This is a genomic window from Nostoc sp., assembly GCF_036917195.1.
Classification (GTDB): Bacteria; Cyanobacteriota; Cyanobacteriia; order Cyanobacteriales; family Nostocaceae; genus Nostoc.
This window is the reverse complement of sequence record NZ_JBALDG010000054.1, coordinates 40,972-60,447: the sequence shown is the minus strand read 5'-3', so window position 1 is coordinate 60,447 and position 19,476 is coordinate 40,972. Positions and strand designations below refer to the sequence as shown.

The following is a 19,476-nucleotide window of genomic DNA, read 5'->3' as shown; positions in this document are numbered from 1 at the left end:
CAGATGTGGTTCAAATACATGAAAACTGCTGTAAGCGAAAGTTGCTGCCCAGATCCCGGACTTCTTGAAGAAGTCCGGGATCTAAATCCTTTGCAATACTAATGCATCGCAATACAATATTAATGCGTTGGCCGCATTGTTAATGCGTCCCCTTACAATGCCAATGCATCCCGATACAATGTTAATGCGTCCCCTTACAATGCCAATGCATCCCGATACATTGTTAATGCGTCCCCTTACAATGCCAATGCATCTCGATACATTGTTAATGCGTTCGCCTGCATTAAAAATGCTACGCTTTTACGCAAAACTGTACTAAGTGACCATGCCAGCCGATAATTTGGAGATTAATGAAACGACTGCGACACAATTTGCTCAATTAGTGCTGGATTGTATCGGGCGGGAGTATCCTAACACTGGTCTGTATTGGGTTGATAGCGACGAGGATATAAAACCACCGCGTGAATTGACTCCTGCTTTTTATGGCTGCTTAGATTGGCATTCAGCCGTACATGGTCACTGGTTGCTGGTACGTCTCATGCGTCACTTTCCTGAAGCCTCCTTCAATCTAGCGTCAAAGCAAGCACTTGAGCAGAGCTTAACACCACAGAAGATTCAAGGAGAGATTGCTCATTTCCAGCGGCGGCCCTTTTATGAATTTCCTTATGGTGTGGCATGGCTTCTGCAACTGGCTGCGGAACTTCACGAGTGGAATCATCCTCAAACGAAAGAATGGCAGATTGTATTGGAACCGCTAGAAAAGTTGATTGCAGCTAACTTACACCGTTGGATTGAGGCACTGAAACTCCCGAATCGCACAGGGATGCATAGCCAAACAGCTTTTGCACTTGGTTTGATGCTAGATTGGGCACGGATTACCGAAAATATCGACTTCACTCAGTTAGTGGAGAACAAGGCACAGCAATTCTATCTCAACGATCGCAATTATTCCTTACAATTCGAGCCGCTTGGCTACGATTTTCTCTCTCCTGGCCTTGCTGAAGCAGACCTGATGCGGCGAATCCTCCCAACAACAGCTTTCACTGACTGGCTGACCGATTTTCTTCCCCAAATACCGATTGAGAATTCAGCAAATTGGTTAGAACCAGCCAAAGTAGATAATCCTAAAGATTATGCGCAATCCCACTTCTGGGGTCTTAATCTCAGTCGCGCTTGGATGCTTGAGGGGATCATCTCTGGATTGGCAGATAGTGATCGCCGCATAGAAACCCTTCGCTCTACTGCCGTTCACCATCGTTGGCATGGACTAGCAGATGTTATAAGTGAACATTATGCAGCTAGTCACTGGGTAGGAACTTTTGCTGTTTACCTCCTAACGAATCGTGGAACCTATCAGACTTTGTAAAAACTCGAACAATTAGCTCAAAGAGATAAGTAGTAAATTAAATGAGGGTTTTCCCAATTCCTAATCCCCAATTTCCCAAACCTTAAAAGATGCCAAGTAAATATCCCTTAGCCGACCGAGGCTGTCAGGATCAGAAAGTAAAGAGTAAAAGGCAATCTATTTTGACTTTTAACTTTCTCCTTTTGTTCAACTTCCACAACGGGAGGTTTAATCTTGACTAAATTGAAAGTTGGTATCAATGGCTTCGGTCGAATCGGGCGACTTGTGCTTCGCGCTGGTATCGATAACCCCAATATCGAGTTTGTAGGTATTAACGATCTAGTACCACCAGATAACCTTGCTTACCTGTTGAAGTACGACTCAACCCACGGCAAATTAAAGCACAGGGTTGAAGCTAAGGAAGATGGCATCCTCATTGACGGGCATTTTATTCCTTGCGTGTCAGTGAGAAATCCAGCTGAGTTACCTTGGGGACAATTAAGTGCAGATTATGTCGTGGAATCTACGGGACTCTTCACTGATTACCAAGGAGCCGCAAACCACCTAAAGGCAGGTGCAAAGCGAGTGGTAATTTCCGCTCCCACTAAAGATCCAGATAGAGTTCCTACCCTGCTAATGGGTGTCAATCATCACCTGTTTGACTTCAGCAAGGATATCATTGTCTCCAATGCTAGCTGCACTACAAACTGTTTAGCTCCCATAGCTAAGGTGATCAATGACAACTTTGGGTTGACTGAAGGGTTGATGACCACAGTCCATGCTATGACTGCTACCCAGCCAACTGTAGACGGCCCCAGCAAAAAGGACTGGCGGGGTGGTCGAGGTGCAAGCCAGAATATTATTCCCTCCTCCACAGGCGCAGCTAAAGCCGTAGCACTGGTTTTACCAGAATTGAAGGGTAAGTTGACTGGTATGGCATTGCGAGTTCCGACTCCCGATGTCTCTGTAGTTGATTTAACTTTCAAAACTGCCAAAGCTACCAGTTATAAGGAAATCTGTGCTGCCATGAAGGAGGCTGCCGCTGGCTCACTATCGGGTATTTTGGGATACACAGATGAAGAAGTAGTTTCCACAGATTTTCAAGGCGATACCCATTCCAGTATCTTTGACGCAGGTGCTGGGATTGAGTTGAACTCCAACTTCTTCAAGGTAATTGCTTGGTATGACAACGAGTGGGGTTACTCAAATCGCGTGATTGACCTGATGTTGTCTATGTCACAAAAGGAAAAGCTTGCCCCGACAGCTGCTGCGGTTTGATTAGTTGTTGGAAATGGGGCATAGGGCATGGGGCATTAGTGATTAAGTTTTTTCCCTAGTCCCTAGTCCCCAGTCCCCAGCCTCAAATTTGGGATTTGGGTCAAATGGTAAATACCCCGAAAGTAAAACGTCATTTAGTATCTTTACTTAGCAACCCAGTGATATGAAGCACGTGTAAATTTGGATGCTTTGGGCGATCGCTCAAAGCATCCAAATTTGCAAGTTACTCCTCAACCCCCAATCCCTATGCGTCGAACCAAAATCATTTGTACTGTTGGGCCGGCTACATCTGCACCTGAAAGATTGCAAGCCTTAGTAGAAGCTGGAATGAATGTGGCGCGCCTGAATTTTTCCCACGGGGCTTATGAATTCCACGCCAAAACGGCTCACTATCTCAGGCAGATTAGTACTGAGCAGCAAAAGCCGATCGCAATTATGCAAGACCTGTGTGGCCCCAAGATTCGCTTGGGAATTTTACCACCGGAAGGGTTAAATTTAGAAGCTGGTAGTGAAGTTACCTTTGTTTTGCAAGAAAAGGGTGAGACTATTGAGGAACTACCCCTACCATTGCCGACTTTATTTGCAATGGTGCGACCAGGCGAACCGATTTTGATTAATGATGGTCGCGTCAAGTTGATTGTTACTGATCGTGATGCCGATCACATTCGGGCCCAAGTGAAAATTGGCGGATTAATTTCTACGCACAAAGGAGTAAACCTGCCGGAAACTCCTTTACCTGTCAGTTCGATCACCGAAAAAGACCTGCTGGATCTGCGCTTTGGGATTCAGTTGGGTGTAGACTGGGTAGCGGTGTCCTTCGTGCGATCGCCACAAGACTTAGAACCCGCCAAGCGAATGATTGAAGCCGCTGGCGCTTCCATCCGCTTAATTGCCAAAATCGAAAGAGCAGAGGCAGTAGAAAACTTTGACTCCATTCTGAAAGTTGCCGACGCGATTATGATTGCCCGTGGCGATTTAGGGGTGGAAGTGCCAATTCACGAAGTACCCCTAATTCAAAAAGATATTATTCGCCGTTGCAATCGTGCTGGCAAGCCGGTGATTACAGCCACGCAAATGCTAGAGTCGATGATTAGCGCCCCTGACCCCACCCGCGCCGAAGCAACCGATGTTGCTAACTCTATCTTAGATGGTACCGATGCAGTAATGCTTTCTGGTGAAACCGCTGTCGGACAATATCCCATCGCCGCCGTCCAGATGATGCACAATATCGCCGTGCGGACAGAACAGGCTCTAGATGAGGCTAGTAGACATGCCTGGTGTCATGAAGCAGGCAGTCTCAGCGTCACCGAATCTGTGGCAGAATCAGTGTGTCGCATCGCCTATGAAACAGGCTCACGGGCAATTCTCTGTAACACTTCCTCAGGAAGTACAGCCAGAATGGTGTCTAAATACCGGCCAACTTCTCCGATTATTGCCCTAACCCCTGATGTTACTGCTTATCGCCAGCTAGCGCTTTCTTGGGGTGTGGAACCTTTGCTTATCCCACCAGTCCACAATGCCGAAGAGATGTTTACCAATGTGGTAAATACAGTTGTAGACATGGGTTTAGCGAATAAGGGCGATAAAGTAGTGATTACCTCTGGCGTTCCAATTGGTAAATCGGGAACAACTAGTTTAATCAAAGTGCATTCCATTGGACAGCCAATTTCAGCATAAGGCACTTAGAATAGGGCTGTGGTTGTGGCTCAAGATAGTAAAAAATTGGGCAATGATTTAGAAAAATTGCCAGAATCAGAATTGAAGGAATAGTAGAGAGTGTAAAGAACTGGGGAATAAGTAAATCCTGTAACATTCATCACGGAGCATTTTATGTCTAAGAATTTACTGGAACAATTGCGAGAAGTGACTGTTGTGGTCGCAGATACAGGGGATATCCAGGCAATTGAAAAGTTCAAACCCCAAGACGCTACCACCAATCCTTCTTTGATTACTGCTGCGGCGCAGATGCCGGAATATCAGGAAATTGTCGATCAAACTTTACTCCAGGCGAAGAAAGATGCTGGAGCCAAAGGCACCCAAGCAGAGATAGTTTCTCTAGCTTTTGACCGTTTGGCAGTAGCCTTTGGATTAAAGATTTTGCAAATCATTCCCGGTCGTGTGTCTACAGAAGTGGATGCTCGCTTGTCCTATGATACCGAAGCTACCCTGACTAAGGCACGGGAATTAATTGCTCAGTATAAAGCAGCTGGAGTTGACCGCGATCGGGTGTTAATTAAAATTGCCTCCACCTGGGAAGGCATTCGCGCCGCAGAAATTCTAGAGAAAGAAGGTATTCATTGTAACCTTACCTTGTTGTTTGGTCTTCACCAAGCGATCGCCTGTGCAGAAGCTGGCGTTACTCTAATTTCTCCCTTCGTCGGTCGGATTCTCGACTGGTACAAAAAAAATACCGGACGCGATAGCTACCCAGCAGCCGAAGATCCAGGAGTTTTGTCTGTCACCAAAATCTACAACTACTACAAGAAATTCGGCTATAAAACCGAAGTTATGGGAGCTAGCTTCCGCAACCTTGGTGAAATTACTGAACTTGCAGGTAGTGATTTGTTGACAATTTCGCCGTCACTTTTGGCTGAATTACACGTAACTATTGGAGAACTGCCACGCAAACTTGACCCCGCCAAGGTAGCAAACTTGGAAATTGAAAAGATATCCATTGACAAAGCTACCTTTGACAAGATGCACGCTGCTGACCGCATGGCATTTGACAAACTAGACGAGGGCATCAAAGGTTTCACTAAGGCACTAGAAGACCTTGAAAAACTTTTGGCAGACCGACTGGTTCGCCTTGAAGGAGAGGTAGTAGCAACTCATTAGAACGTAACGATAGTTAGTGGTTATTCTAATAACCACTAACCATTAACAATTGGCTTAGTTGGATCAGCAGTCATCAATACCGTCGTCGGATATTACCATATCCTCCAAAACGCTCCCGTCGTCGGATATTATCGTATCGTCTAAAACGCTCCCGTCGTCGGAAATTTTCGTATCGTCTAAAACGCTGCCGTCGTCGGATAATCTGCCGTCGTCGGATATTTCGGTATCGTCCTGACCGCCGTCGAGCAATTAAAAGCTCTCCGGTTTTATCTCCAACTAGGTTAGCCTCTGGTGCAGCGCTGTGTTCATTGTGAACATTACTTAAAGAAATATCCTTTGCTTCAGCTAATGAGGGCGGATACACAAAGGCACATAGCAATAGTGCTATTGAGGATAACTTCCTGAAACCTTTCATATTTTTACTTCTACTAGACTTTTGGTAATAAGTTTATTAAACACCTTAAAGTCAACAAATGATCGCTCACAAACTTTTTTTAAACTTAATCTAGTATAAAATTATGTATTTCAATTTCAGTCTTAGGGTAATTGTAAATTAAAGCAAACTATGTATAAAAATAGTAAGTGTCTAGTAAAAGAGAGCATCCCAATCCAAGCAAATTTACCAAAATTGTTACTTGTCAATTGCGAATGAAGCAGACTCCAACTCTTGGAAATGCTCTGCGAATGGAGAACCCACAAGGTGGCAGAAATGTTGCAATTTGCTTCATCTTGACTTTGCGATCGCTTTGCTTGACTGCATTCCGCTCATTATGACAAATTATATTTTTACACATTTGGGATGCTTCCTAGCAAAATGTAACTTTTCCCAATCGGCAAAGTATTATAAAACATTTAAAAAGGTTGTAGATTGAGTTGAGATGATAAACTCGACATCAAATATTAAATCGGCAAAGTAATAATAAACTTAGTTCCCTCACCAGGAATTGACAAACAGTCGATTTTTCCATTGTGTTTATCAACAATAATTTGGTAGCTGATAGCTAATCCAAGCCCGGTTCCCTTACCTACAGGTTTAGTTGTGAAAGATTGCTCAAAAATTCGAGTTTGTACCTCAGGAAGCATCCCGATACCGTTATCTTGAATGCAAATTGTGACAGTTTCTTGCTGATAATTAACTGATGTAGTGATAGTGATAGTGTTTGGGCAAGCAGCAATCTTTTGATAAGAGTGGTTTTGATTGAGGTCATCCAATGCATCAATGGCATTAGCGATGATATTCATGAAGACCTGGTTCAGCTGTCCGGGATAGCAACTGATTGGAGGTAAATTACCGTATTGGGTGATAACCTCGATTGTTGGGCGGTCTTTTTTGTTTTGCAATCGGTGTTTTAATAGCATTAAGGTGCTATTAATCCCTTCATGAATCTGAAACTCCATCTTAGATGAAATATCTGAGCGAGCAAAGGTTCTCAGAGAAAGGCTGATGCCCTTAAGGCGTTCAATTCCCTGGCCGATTGATGCTAGCAATTTTGGAATATCCTCTGCTAGATACTCAAAGTCCATTTGATTGAGAAGTTCTTCAATTTCTGGTTCTGGATGCGGTAGCTTCTGCTGTTGGAGGTTGACCAAGTGAAGAAGATTATTTGTATATTCTGTAATATAAGAGAAATTTCCTTCAATAAAACCAATCGGATTATTAATTTCATGACCAATGCCTGCAACAAGTTGTCCCAGAGTAGACATTTTCTCACTTTGGATCAGTTGTAGTTGGGTTTGTTGTAACTGCTGTAGAGATTGGGTTAATTCTGCGGTGCGCTCTTGTACCCTTTGCTCTAGGGTATATGTGAGATGGGAGATTTTCAGTTGTAACTTTAATCGGGCAATGACTTCTTCCTGCTGGAAGGGTTTGGTAACATAGTCAACTGCGCCAATTTCTAATCCTTTCACCTTGTCTTTAGAATCGGATAGGGCAGTCATGAAAATGACTGGAATATTCTGAGTGATGGGATTGGCTTTCAGCCTGCGGCAAGTTTCAAATCCATCAATACCAGGCATCATCACATCCAGGAGAATCAGATCAGGAAGGGCATATTCAGTTTGTTCGATCGCCGACTCTCCATTCGTTGCCATGAGTGCTTTCCAGCCATATCCCTGAATCATTTCTGATAGCACTTTGAGATTGTTTGGATTATCATCTACCAAAAGGATACGTATTGGCTTCGAGAGAGAATCAGCCATCATTGCCGTGACTCCATTATTACAAATGATTTTATAAATTTACGTATTTGTCCGGTTTGGAAATTGACAGTGAGTTTATTTAACTCAACTACGAAAGGAGCTAGCTGGCTGTTTTGTGCAATTAACTCTTCTAACATTTTCTCGATCGCCGCGATATCGCCCATCATTGCCAGATGATAAAGTTGTTGTAAAACATCTTGCGATGGCAGAACCCATTCGTTATCAGGTAACTCACCTTCAGGAGATGACTGCTGAGGTGTAGATTGGGCATAACTCCAGTCAACTTCTAGCACCGAGCGCAGTGTATTGAATAGCTGGTCAACTTGGAGGGGTTTGGGCAAGAATGCTTTTGCTCCTGCTTGTAAACTCCGCTGCCGATTTTCCTCGAATACGCTGGCACTAGAGACGATGATTGGAATAGAACGGGTTTTTGGATCAGATTGCAGGTGAATCATTAGCTCAAAACCATCCATATTGGGCATGGCTAAATCGAGCAGAATCACATCCGGGTTGCATTGTTTTACCATTTTTAGCCCGTGTTTACCGTCGGTTGCTTCCAAGGTTCGACAGCCAATTTCTTGCAGCAGACTCGTCAACATCGAGCAGTGATTGCAATCGTCATCGACAATCAGAACCTGAGGCGCACCACCCGAAGTTCTGGTAATCGAATGCTGGGTTGGGGCGATCGCCTGTTCATGCCAGTCATGGGAAAGTGATAGTGGGACTGTCAAATCTAGCCAAAATATACTTCCTTCACCCAAGCGACTCTGCACTAGAATTTGGCTTTCCATCAATGCTGCAATTCTTTGACTGATGGCTAATCCCAAACCAGTACCTTCAGATCGCTGCCCTGCTTCACCCACTTGCTCAAAGGCCAAAAAGATTTTCTCTAGTTGGTCTGGTAACATACCAATACCTGTATCTTCAATCTGGAAACGAATCTTAGTGGTTGGGGATTGGGAAGAATCTTGCCCAGTCTCCAGTGCCTCTACTTTGAACGTCACACTACCGATGTCTGTAAATTTGATCGCGTTGCCTAACAAGTTAATCAATACTTGTCGCAGCCGTTGTTCATCTGCTTCAATGGCAAGGGGAAGGCGATCGCTGATTAAGACATTAAAAGTAATCCCTTTCTGCTCGGCTCTGATCCCACAAATCTCGGTAACACCGTGTAAAAAGGTCGGCAGATGCACAGTAGTTGCTACCAATTCCAATTTACGAGCTTCAATTTTTGAGATATCGAGAATATCATTGATCAACATCAAAAGATGCGTCCCGCATTGAGAGATAATATTGATTCCTTCGCGGTTTTTGTTTGTCATGTTTGGCGATCGCTCTAGTAGCTGTGCAAAACCAAGGATGCCATTGAGCGGTGTCCGTAGCTCATGGCTCATATTTGCAAGAAACTCACTTTTTGCTTGATTAGCGGCATCGGCAGCCTGCTTTGCCTCAACCAGTTCATGAGTTCGCTCTTCGACTTTTGCCTCTAAGGTTTTGGAATAATCTAATAGTTGATCGTTAGCAATTTCCAGTTGGCGATTCGCTTCTTCTAGCTGCTGCTGTTTATAGGCATTCATTGTCGCAATTACACTGCTGATGAATGCGGCTAAAGCTGGTGTAACCGGAATCAGAATCCCATTTAAAAATATCCCGTAAGCACTCCCCAAGCAGACCCCACTGATACCTACAGTTATCCAAAGAATCTGGCCCCCTGGAATCTGTAGCTTTCTAGGCGCACTGGCTAACCACCAACTACTCATAGAACCGATAACAGACCACAAAACAATCCAGAGCCACAGAGAAATGCTGGAAACGCCATGGAGGGTTGTTTTTCCTGTTTTAGCTCCTTGTACCAATTGATGGGCAATATTGGCATGGATAACAACACCAGGTGTCGGTTTTTGAGCAGATATCCAGGAGGAACTGAAGGGTGTGCTGAAAAAATCGTTGGTACTAGAGGCGATTGATCCAATAAACACCATGCGATCGCGCATTGTATCTGCCGGAATTTTCCCTGCTAACACATCGCGCATGGTCACTGTGTGAAATGCTGCATCCGTTCCATGCCAGTTGAGCAGAATTTGATAGCCTCCTAAATCGCCATCAGCATAACCTGCTTCTTGATTTTGCAATGGCTGGTAGACTTCCTTACCCAATTGGAACTTTTGCCGCTGGGGATCAATGCTTTCTAAGGTAATCCCTTCGACTTCGAGGTACTTGAGCGCTACACTGGTTGCCAGCCCTGCTTTGATGGTGTCTTGTTCTTTGGCATCCACCGCTGTGAGCAGGGCGCGACGGACAGAGCGATCGTCATCGAGGACTAAATCCGCTAATCCTACCTGATCTCTTTTTTTCAATTCTGGTGGCGGATTGACGCGCTCACCAATAATTTTCTCAACTCCAATTAAATTGGGAGTACTGCGGAAAATTTGCCCGAGTTGCTCATGTCCACTTCCTTCGGGCAAATCTCGATAGAGATCCAGTCCGATGGATCGAGGCTGTTGCGCCCGGATTTTATCGAGTAATCGTGCTAATGCCCAGTCTGGAACTGGCCATTTACCCACCGATTGAATATCACGCTCATCGATTGTGACAATCACAATCTCGTTGGCTATTTTGTCTGATGATTGCAAACGAACCCATTCATCACGAAGTTTCCATTCAGGTAAATTAAAAAGCCCCAACGACTGCCCGACAATAACTGTCAGAGCAACACTGGGGCTAATGATCAAGACGCTGCGAGTGCGTTGGATGAAAGTCTGAAATCTGTGCCACATATTTGTGCCATACAGTTCATTGATGTTGGTCAGTGTTGGTGGAGTAATGCCCCACCAACACCTGTTGATTATGTTAGTTAGCGGATGCTATAGCGCTCGTTAATACACTTCCTCTCTCCTAAAAGGAGGAGCCACTGCGTTCGGCGGCGAGCCACTCTTGTTTCACGTGGCGTCAGAGGCTTTGAATTTACTCCCCTTCTTTATAAGGGAAGGGGCTGTTCTTGTTAGGTCTGTATTCGACTCAATTGAGAAGTGCTATATTAGCGGTGCTGTTACAATCTCCTTCAAACTAACTGAGGACAGAAGTTCTTCCCATTGCTTGGAGAGAGTTGCATTGGTAGGTTGAGCGGTGTGCAGTGCAGCAAGTGTTGCCACACAGTCATACCAAACCCCGTTTTTACCCAAACCAGTCGCCCGCTTCAGCCCATCCTGTTGTTGCATTATGGTTGCCAGATCAGCACTGGGCTGGATTCGCTCAATCCAACCATCAACGTAAGGCGTACTTGGACTGAGTTGCCCATCCAGTTTGAGTGCTAGGAACCATTGGTAGTTTTTGCCAACGGTTAAAGCGGGTGCATCAGCTGGTAACTTGATTGCAATCACCCCAGTTTTCTCTACAACTGAAATGTTCATCTGATACTGCATGTTGCCAGCTTCATCTTTCAGGCTGAACACAGCTTCTTGGGCATTAGAAGTAGGGAGATACACCAGAATTGTGGGACGTTCAGACACTGTTGTGCCATAGAAGCTTTGGGGCAGAAGTGCGATTAGCGCTGTTGGCCCTTTTGCTTCTACAGTCGATGGATTCAAGTAGTAAGTACCAGTGCGAGAAGCTCCCCCAGTCGCTTGTCTGGGTACACCCTTCCCGGAGGCAGGCGTAAATATACTACCGCGAGAAGCTCCCCCGGTCGCATGTCTGGGCGCACCCTTGCCAGAAGCAGGGGTAAATATACTACCGCGAGAAGCTCCCCCGGTCGCTTGGCTGGGCGCACCCTTGCCAGAAGCAGGGGTAAACATATTACCGCGAGAAGCTCCCCCAGTCGCTTGGCTAGGAGCGCTATTTTTTGCAGGTGGGGTAAATGTCACAGCACTAGCGCTAGTCCAGGCACTGCTAGCAATTAGAGCGATAAGGCTCAATGTACTAGCTAAATATCGACGTTTCATAATGTCATACCTCAATTGCTTGAGAAGTGATACAAAATACATTAATTGCTACTGTGGGAAGTAACTTATAGAATATCTCTAATCACAGTAATAATGGGATAATATGTACTAAAATATAGACTATTTGTTAATAAAAACATGTAAAAAACACATTACAATATCTTATTTAATTACGTATTATTACTTGATTAGAGCCAGTTTCCAACTAAAACGAAAGCAGACCAAAAAAACGGATCATGGAAATCAGTTTGTTGAATCATGTTTATTTGTGCCTGCCGTAGTGCTTCGGCTTTAGTGATTTTGGGTTGTCGCAGTTGCTCATAGAAGTGAGTCATGAGCATCGCAGCTGCCTTATCTTTAACTGGCCATAGAGTGGCGATGGTTGAGCGGGCGCCAGATTTGACAGCCAAACCTGCCAGCCCAAGGACGGCGCGATCGTCCCCTGCTGCTGTGTCACAGGCACTCAGTACCAGCAACTCAATTGCTTTCGATGGATCACCATGCCGATTTTTCAGGAGTTCGGACAACTCTTTGACGTTGACTTGTCCATTCCAGGTGAGCAAGAAAGTATCTTCGAGGCGGGAGCTAAACTGTCCGTGGGTTGCTAGGTGGACAATACCAGCATTACTGGATTTCACGCGTTGAGCGAGGGCTTGACTTGTGAATTCCTGGTTCAGCAATATAAAGGACGACACCGCTTTTGAGATTTGTTTAACTTCTGAGTCCACAGCAGGCAAAGCATTAAAACCAGCGCGAGATTCGCTAATACCACCCACGATCGCATTCATTTTGTTTTGTTTTAGCGATCGCGTAGCCATAAGTTGCAATCCTGGTGAGAGTGCGACTGCATACTTCTCAATTAGATATTGTTTACCGTCATATAAGGCAGCCATTGGAATGTTACGCAACTGGCCATCCAAAACAAACACTAATGTCTTAGTATCTTTGAATCCTTGATTGATTTGTGCTGGACGAATCAGCCAATCATAAATCTGCTGGGATAATCGATTTCGGTCTTTGGAATCTGAGACAGGATTGAGAGCAACTAAAAAATTGCCTAGAGTCTGCTCAATTTCAGCTTGAGATTTAGAAGTGATATAGTAATCGAGTGGTTGCCCGGCTTTGGAAAGAATCACCGCTAAACGATCGGGCAGGATGATTGGATAAATGACGGTTGCAGTGGGATCAACCTGATCAATTTGCTGAGTTTTATCTAAACAGGCTTCCTGGAAAAAGTTATCAAGTTCTGCAATTTGGAGTGCCTCAATTAATTCACGGGCTTGCACTAATGCAGCTTGGCTCGGTTGATTATCTAGAAGTAAACCGACTAGTTCTCGGTAAACAGGCTCTACACTTTCACGGAAAGAGAACTGAACATCGGGGTTGATGGCAACCAAATCCCCTCGCAGTGACTTTAAGGCTTTGACAGCTTCGGTATAGGCACTAATTGCTTTTGAGCGATCGCCCTGTTGTTTATCCAACTGTCCCATCTGCCAAGCAGATTGAGCGATTATATCGTTAGCTTGGAGTTGACGGGCAATCTCGAGGGATTTCTGAGTTAACTCTTGTGCTTGTGATAACTGCTGTGTACGGCGATAGAGTTTTCCCCACTGATGCAGTGCGTAAGCTTCTGCTTGAGCATCTTGGATTTGCTGTGCAGACTTGACTGTGACTGCCATGAGTTGCGCCAGGTCTTTCAAGGGTATGATTTGGTCAGGAGTTGAGCGCCGATTCAGGGTAGCCACAAAATTGATGGCTGCGTAGAGGGAGGTGTGACTGGGGGGCAGTTCCTTAAGTTGTTGTAGTAGTTGAGGTGCCAATGGGGTAGCAAACTCAGGCTTGTCGTAGTCGAGGAAAAGTTTGAAACGAGCTAAACGTGCTTGCAAGCCATCGCTTGGATTGGTGGCTAGCTGTTCTGCTTGTTCAAAGTAATCTAATGCCGCCTCTGGATCTTGCAAGTCAACGGCAGTTGTTCCCAGACTCAGCAGGATAGAACTCAAGTAGGGTTTGGCTTCAATTTTACGAGCGATCGCTAAACTTTGCTCCAACACCTCTTGATTTTTTGGATCACCAATCATTTGTAGGGCTAAACCAAGCGATCGTAACCCACTGATTTTGATTTCCGAATCTGGCATTGCTAAGAGCTTTTGAGTCAGCGTCTCCAACTGCACTTTAGAACGGCGATAAAATCCCAAACTTTGTAAAGCTTGTGCCTGGTTGATTTGACTCCCCAAGCTGCCCATTTTGTCACCTGCCTGCTCATAATATTTTTGAGCTTGCTGCCAACTTTCGAGGGCAGTTTCGGCTTTGCCATTGTGCAATTGCAAATTTGCCTGGGTATTGAGTGCTTGTGCCCAGAGAATTGCATCAGCAGAGGGAATAGAGGTTTGCAATAGTTTCAGACTTTGCTCAATAGATTGACTGGCTGCTTCCCATTGGTTAAGTTCCTGTTGTGTTAGTGAGAGGTAACTTAAACTTAGAGCTTCGTTGAGGCGATCGCCTTGGGTATGGTACTGTTGTGCTACCGTTTGCCAAATTGTCATTGCTTCTGTAAAGCGTCCTGAACGGTAGAGGTTCCGTCCCTGTTCTAGCCAATTGGTCGGCTGGGAAGAAGAAAGAACTGTGGTTGTTACTGGTAGAGATGCTTTTACAGGTGTAATGGTAAATGCTAAACACAAACTTAAAATACTGAGGCTGACATATAGCCAATGAGTTTGTTTAATTCGGAAAGCCATAAGTAATTACTAAGATTCATAACAGCTTTTGAAAAATCAGTCACAGCACAAGTGCTTAAAGAATGAGTAAACTTATATTGCCCAAGTTATAACTTGGATCTATTAGACATCTCCAAAAATGAAATATGCATTATCCAACGTCGGGACTGATTAATTTGACACCGCAGCACAGGTTAAAGATGGTTCTACATGCGCTGATTGAGCCGCAATTAACTCAATTTTCCCCTGTGCATTCCGTCGCCAAGAAGTAGCTTGAACGAGAACCTTAGAAGATTGGGGTATTTGTGCTTGTACCTTCTGGGTTTTCCGGTATGCAGAGATGTCGCGGATATCAGACCAAGTGCGATCACTGGTCACTTGCTGAAGAGGATTTTGCGGCACACCACCCCGTCCTATTGCCACAAAGCTACTGCCTTCACTACCCGCGCAGCCTGTGGCAATTTGCTGAGATGGATCAATTACATTTGCTGGCAATTCGACTAAGCCAGAATTTGGATCAACGCCAATGGTATTGACTTGAACCGTGCCGCTAACCCCAAATTGGGAACTAACAGTGATGTCATTCTCTGATGTCAGTTGGGGACGAAACTTCAGTCCGAAAAGCCCTTGTGTGCTGATTTGAATATTACCCCCCCTACCTTTCACCGCATTAGCAATAATGTCGCTGTTTTCTAATCCGGCGATAATAGGTGCATTGATATTGATATTACCTCCATTACCGTTACCGCCTGCTGTAGCACTAATACTGCTGCGATCGCGCATCAGCAACAACTTACCAACTTGTAATCCGATGTTGCCACCATTACCAGATTCTGTCTGTGCTTGGATTGAGCCTTGATTTTTTAATTGGATGCGATCTGTGGTGATGTTGAGATTGCCAGCATTTCCACTACCTTGGCTGGTAACGCTTACAATACCGCCATCCTTGAGTGTCAAATTTGGTGTGGTAATACTAACACTACCTGCATTTCCCGTCAGTACATCTTGTAAGCCAAATAACTTAAGTAGTTGTGGACTTGAACGGATGACAGATGAACCGAGGCTACTGTAAGTGTTAGGACTGACACCACTAATTGTGATCGCCTCCCTAGCATTAATGCTGACATTTCCTCCATTCCCAGTATAAAATACTAATGAACCAACTGCTCCTCCATCTAAGATTTGTAACTTCCTAGTATCTAGGATCAAATCTTTTGTATTTCCGCTCGCAAAGCTACTGATACTAATGTTACTAGAAATTTCAAAAGGGGTTTTCCCCATAACTGTGGTATTTTGATTACGAATTGTCACTTTACCACTAGAGCCACTGCCATATGTATATGAAGTCAATAAAGCTCCACCAGATATTACCAATCTATCCCCATTAATAGAGATATCACCTGCTGACCCAGTACCGTATGTGCCAGTGACAATGTTTGTTGCAATGGGCGTCAGGGGTGAGAAGCCGGACATCTCTATTGCTGCCGCTTCAATCTGAATGTTGCCACTGTCAGCTACTCCGTGTGTTGAGTTCTCTATCCCTGAACCCTGTTGGAGTATTAACCGGGGAGTGATGATACTTATATTCCCACCAGTTCCGGTGCTCAAGGTGTTACTGCGAATCCCACCTCGAATTGTGGTAGCGGATGTTCCGCCAATCATATCGATGGCTTCTGATGCTTGAAAACGAATGTCTCCACCAGGAAGACTTCCATAATTCTGCGCTAAAACTAACGAACCATCGCTCAAGCGAATATTTCGTCCCTGAAGCTGAACTGAACCCGCATTTACCCCACTGACATCTAATAGTGACTTTTGTGCTAGTTGAATGTCACTAAAGCTTTGCCCGTTGCCATACTCCAATTTATATCCCTGAGTGGTTGGCACTAAACTAACTAATCCTGCACCTTCCAGGCTACCTAATTCTATATGCCCTGTTTCGGCAGTCAGGGTAGCGCCATTCAAATTCAGATTACCACCCACCAATGCCAAAGTTTTTCCCGCCTGTACTTGCAATCTTGTTGGGCTAGGATTACGAATCGTAGGAATAATATCGCTCTCAATATCTAAATGCCCTGTACCTTGGACTTGTATCGCTGAAGGATTATTACCTAGTTGCAGTCCAATGGGAACATTGATACTTAATAATGCGTTAGTTTGGGGATTAATGGCGCTAAATTCACTTCCATCAGCAAATTTGATGCTATTAGCTGTCGTTGCAATCAATGAACCGCCTATATTTAATTGGGCATTAGCACCAAAAATGATCCCATTAGGGTTAAGTAAAAAAAGATTGGCGCTACCGTTGGCTGTAATTAAACCATCAATGTGGGAAATACTGCCCCCAGTCACACGACTAAAAATATTTTGCACATCTGCGGCATTGTTGAAGAATGCAGAACCATTGCTAGGAATAGAGAATTGGCTGAAGCTGTGAAACAGGTTGTTGCCGACACGACTGCCGTTGGTAATGGTGAAGTTATTGCCGCTTTGGGATACTGTGCTGTTAAGAGTTCCATCGGTAATTACTTGAGCATTTGCACAACTATTCCAAATCCCACATATTAACATTCCACCGATCAAACTGAACCTAGCAAAAATTACTTTCATCACCCCGTCTCCATTTCGAGCTATGTACTTAGGTTTCCCAAAATGGAATTGTTGCTAACCTTATTTGTAGTTAACTCTTAGCTGAAGCAGCACAGGTTAATGATTGCTGCACGTAGGTAGGAAATGGAGCCGCTATTAATTCAATTTTGCCATCAGCGTTACGGTGCCAAGAAGTGGCTTCAACGATAACCTTTGGTGATACATGCGTTTGGGGAGTGACATTGCCAGTTTTTCGGTAAGCAGATAAATCTCGCACATCGTCCCAGGTGCGATCGCTCGTTACTTGCTGATTGGGATTTTGCGGCACACCACCTCGTCCTGTTGCCACAAAGCGACTGCCTTGGTTTGTAGAACAACCAGTGGCTATTTGCTGCGCTGGATTAGTTATATTCGCTGGCAGTTGGACTAAACCGGAATTTGGATCGACACTAATGGTATTGACTTGCACATTACCATTCACACCCAACTGTGAACTTGCAGTAATATCATTGTCTGGTGTAAGTTGGTCACGAAATTTCAGACCAAAGATGCCTTGGGTAGTGATTTGAATATTACCACCACGACCTCGCACTGCATTAGCAATAATATCGCTGTTTTCTAATCCGAGAATGATCGGTGCATTGATGTTGATATTACCCCCATTACCGTTACCACCAGCTGTTGAGGTAATCAGGCTATTGCCTCGTAGAAACAACAGGTTTCTGGTTTGTAAGGTAATATTGCCACCATTACCGGATTCTGTTTGGGCTTGAATAAACCCTTTATTCTTTAATTGGATGGTATCTGCATTGATGTTAATATTGCCACCATTTCCACTGCCTTGACTGGTGACACTGACTGTCCCACCATCCGTCAGCGTTAAGTTCGGTGTGGAAATGCTCACAGTACCTGCATTAGCTGTTAGCATATCTGGCAAACCGAATCGCTGCCGCAATGACGGATCGAGTCGGATGCTGGACGCGTTAATGCTACTATTATTTGTCTGACCTCGACCACTGATTGCGATCGATTCGGTAGCGTTGATGTTCAAATCTCCCCCATTACCTGCAAAAAATGCGGTGGCGGCAACTACTCCCCCATTCAGAATTTGCAATTTGGCAGTATCTAGTGTCAAGGTTTTGGTATTTCCGGTTGCAAATGTAATTGAGCTAATGTTGCTGTAAACTCCAGAGGGGCTTTCTCCGGTCACCGTGGTGTTGGTGTTGCGAATCGTCACTTTACCGCCAGAGCCACTGCCAAAGGTAGCCGAAGACAATGAGGCACCGCTAGACACCAGTAGACTATCACCATTGACAAAAACATTACCTGCGTTCCCAGTGCCTAGCGTAGTAGTGTTAATGTTGGAAGCAACACTGGGATCAATGGGTGAGAAGCCAGATATATCAATCGCCATTGCATCGATCTGGATATTGCTACTGGGACCCACTCCAAATGTTAAGTTATTTAATGCCGCTCCCTGCTTGACGGTCAGCCTGGGAGTAATGACGCTGATGTTCCCACTAGCTCCAATGCCAAAGGCTTCATTACGCACCCCGCCTTTAATCTTAGCATCGGGTGTTGTACCAATCAGATCAATTGCCTCCGTAGCCTGAAAGCGAATGTCACCACCAGGGAGATTGCCGAAATTCTGCGCCAGCACCAGAGAGCCATCGGTGAATTGAATTTGCTGACCCTGAACTTGCACAGAACCTGCATTCACCCCGCTGATATCTAATAGCGATCGCTGTGCCAGATGAATATCGCCAAAGCGTTGCACATTTCCATACCCCAACGTATAGCCCTGTGCGGTTGGCATCAAGCTGACCAGCCCTGCGCTACCTACACTGCCCAATTCTACTCGCCCTTGTTCGGCTCTCAGAGTTGCCCCATTCAAATGTACGTTCCCACCCACCAAAGCTAGGGTTTTTCCAGGCTGTACCGACAGTTCTGTAGAACTGGGAATCCGAGTGATGGGAAGCAGAGCCGATGCACTGGTCGTAGTCAAGGAGTGTCCTGTACCTTGAACCGTTATTGGTGCAGGATTGTTGCCCATTTGCAACCCAATGGGAACATTGATGCTCAACAACGGGGCGGCTTGAGAACTAATTGCGCTAAACTCAGCACCATCAGCAAATTTAATGCTGTTAGCAGTAGTGCCAATAAACGATCCGCCAATATTCAATTGAGCATTTGCGCCGAAAATAATTCCACTGGGATTGAGCAGAAACAGGCTGACGGGATTACTACTGTTAATTGTTTTAATTACGCCATCAATCTGGGAAATACTACCCCCAGTTACACGACTGAAAATGGTGGAGATATTAGGCGTGTTGATTAAATTAAAGGTGGCTGAACCACCGGTGGGCACGGAAAACTCACGAAAGCTGTGAAACAGATTACTACCTGCGGCACTACCGTTAGTGATGGTGAAGTTATTACCACTTTGGGAGACGGTGGTGTTGAGGGTGGCGTCGGGAGTCACCTGGGCATTGGCAAAGCCGCTCCAGAGGAGCATCCCAGCTGTCAATATTCCATTTACTAAACCCAAAGCAACAGAGGTCGTTTGCATTGTCCA

11 protein-coding genes are annotated in these 19,476 nt (G+C 45.0%); 4 read left to right on the top strand and 7 right to left on the bottom strand.

Going from position 1 to position 19,476, the window contains the following annotated elements:
* Positions 1-325 precede the first annotated feature (325 nt).
* The 4 genes from V7K40_RS17070 to V7K40_RS17055 all read left to right on the top strand — a co-directional run bounded on the left by V7K40_RS17070 (position 326) and on the right by V7K40_RS17055 (position 5,458).
* Positions 326-1,366, top strand: a complete 1,041-nt coding sequence (locus V7K40_RS17070) for a DUF2891 domain-containing protein (protein WP_334961638.1) — start codon at positions 326-328, stop codon at positions 1,364-1,366.
* A 213-nt stretch (positions 1,367-1,579) separates the two neighbouring features.
* Complete coding sequence (gap, locus tag V7K40_RS17065; protein WP_334961636.1) at positions 1,580-2,623, top strand: type I glyceraldehyde-3-phosphate dehydrogenase; 1,044 nt, start codon at positions 1,580-1,582, stop codon at positions 2,621-2,623.
* A gap of 246 nt (positions 2,624-2,869) precedes the next feature.
* Positions 2,870-4,300 carry a pyruvate kinase gene (gene pyk, locus V7K40_RS17060; protein WP_334961925.1) on the top strand — a complete coding sequence of 477 codons (1,431 nt, stop codon included), beginning with the start codon at positions 2,870-2,872 and terminating at the stop codon, positions 4,298-4,300.
* Between the two features lie 153 nt (positions 4,301-4,453).
* Positions 4,454-5,458 carry a transaldolase gene (locus tag V7K40_RS17055; RefSeq protein WP_334961634.1) on the top strand — a complete coding sequence of 335 codons (1,005 nt, stop codon included), beginning with the start codon at positions 4,454-4,456 and terminating at the stop codon, positions 5,456-5,458.
* A 73-nt stretch (positions 5,459-5,531) separates the two neighbouring features.
* Here the strand turns inward: V7K40_RS17055 and V7K40_RS17050 are convergent, their stop codons facing one another.
* The 7 genes from V7K40_RS17050 to V7K40_RS17020 form a co-directional block, all read right to left on the bottom strand.
* Complete coding sequence (locus V7K40_RS17050; RefSeq protein ID WP_334961632.1) at positions 5,532-5,873, bottom strand: hypothetical protein; 342 nt, start codon at positions 5,871-5,873, stop codon at positions 5,532-5,534.
* A gap of 485 nt (positions 5,874-6,358) precedes the next feature.
* Entirely contained in the window at positions 6,359-7,660 is a 1,302-nt protein-coding gene (locus V7K40_RS17045; RefSeq protein WP_334961630.1) for a response regulator, read from the bottom strand.
* Positions 7,657-10,434 carry a CHASE2 domain-containing protein gene (locus V7K40_RS17040; protein WP_334961628.1) on the bottom strand — a complete coding sequence of 926 codons (2,778 nt, stop codon included), beginning with the start codon at positions 10,432-10,434 and terminating at the stop codon, positions 7,657-7,659. Before V7K40_RS17040 ends, V7K40_RS17045 begins: the two co-directional genes overlap by 4 nt.
* Positions 10,435-10,689: 255 nt before the next feature.
* Positions 10,690-11,598 (bottom strand): DUF928 domain-containing protein, encoded by a 909-nt coding sequence (locus V7K40_RS17035; RefSeq protein WP_334961626.1) that lies wholly within the window; start codon positions 11,596-11,598, stop codon positions 10,690-10,692.
* A 188-nt stretch (positions 11,599-11,786) separates the two neighbouring features.
* The gene (locus V7K40_RS17030) at positions 11,787-14,333 is read right to left on the bottom strand and encodes a CHAT domain-containing protein (protein ID WP_334961624.1); all 2,547 of its coding nucleotides are present in this window, start codon (positions 14,331-14,333) and stop codon (positions 11,787-11,789) included.
* A 150-nt stretch (positions 14,334-14,483) separates the two neighbouring features.
* On the bottom strand, positions 14,484-16,922 hold the full coding sequence (locus tag V7K40_RS17025) for an S-layer family protein (RefSeq protein ID WP_334961622.1): 2,439 nt from the start codon (positions 16,920-16,922) through the stop codon (positions 14,484-14,486).
* Between the two features lie 70 nt (positions 16,923-16,992).
* A complete protein-coding gene (locus V7K40_RS17020; protein ID WP_334961620.1) occupies positions 16,993-19,470 on the bottom strand; it encodes an S-layer family protein in 2,478 nt (825 codons plus the stop codon).
* Between the last annotated feature and the right edge of the window lie 6 nt (positions 19,471-19,476).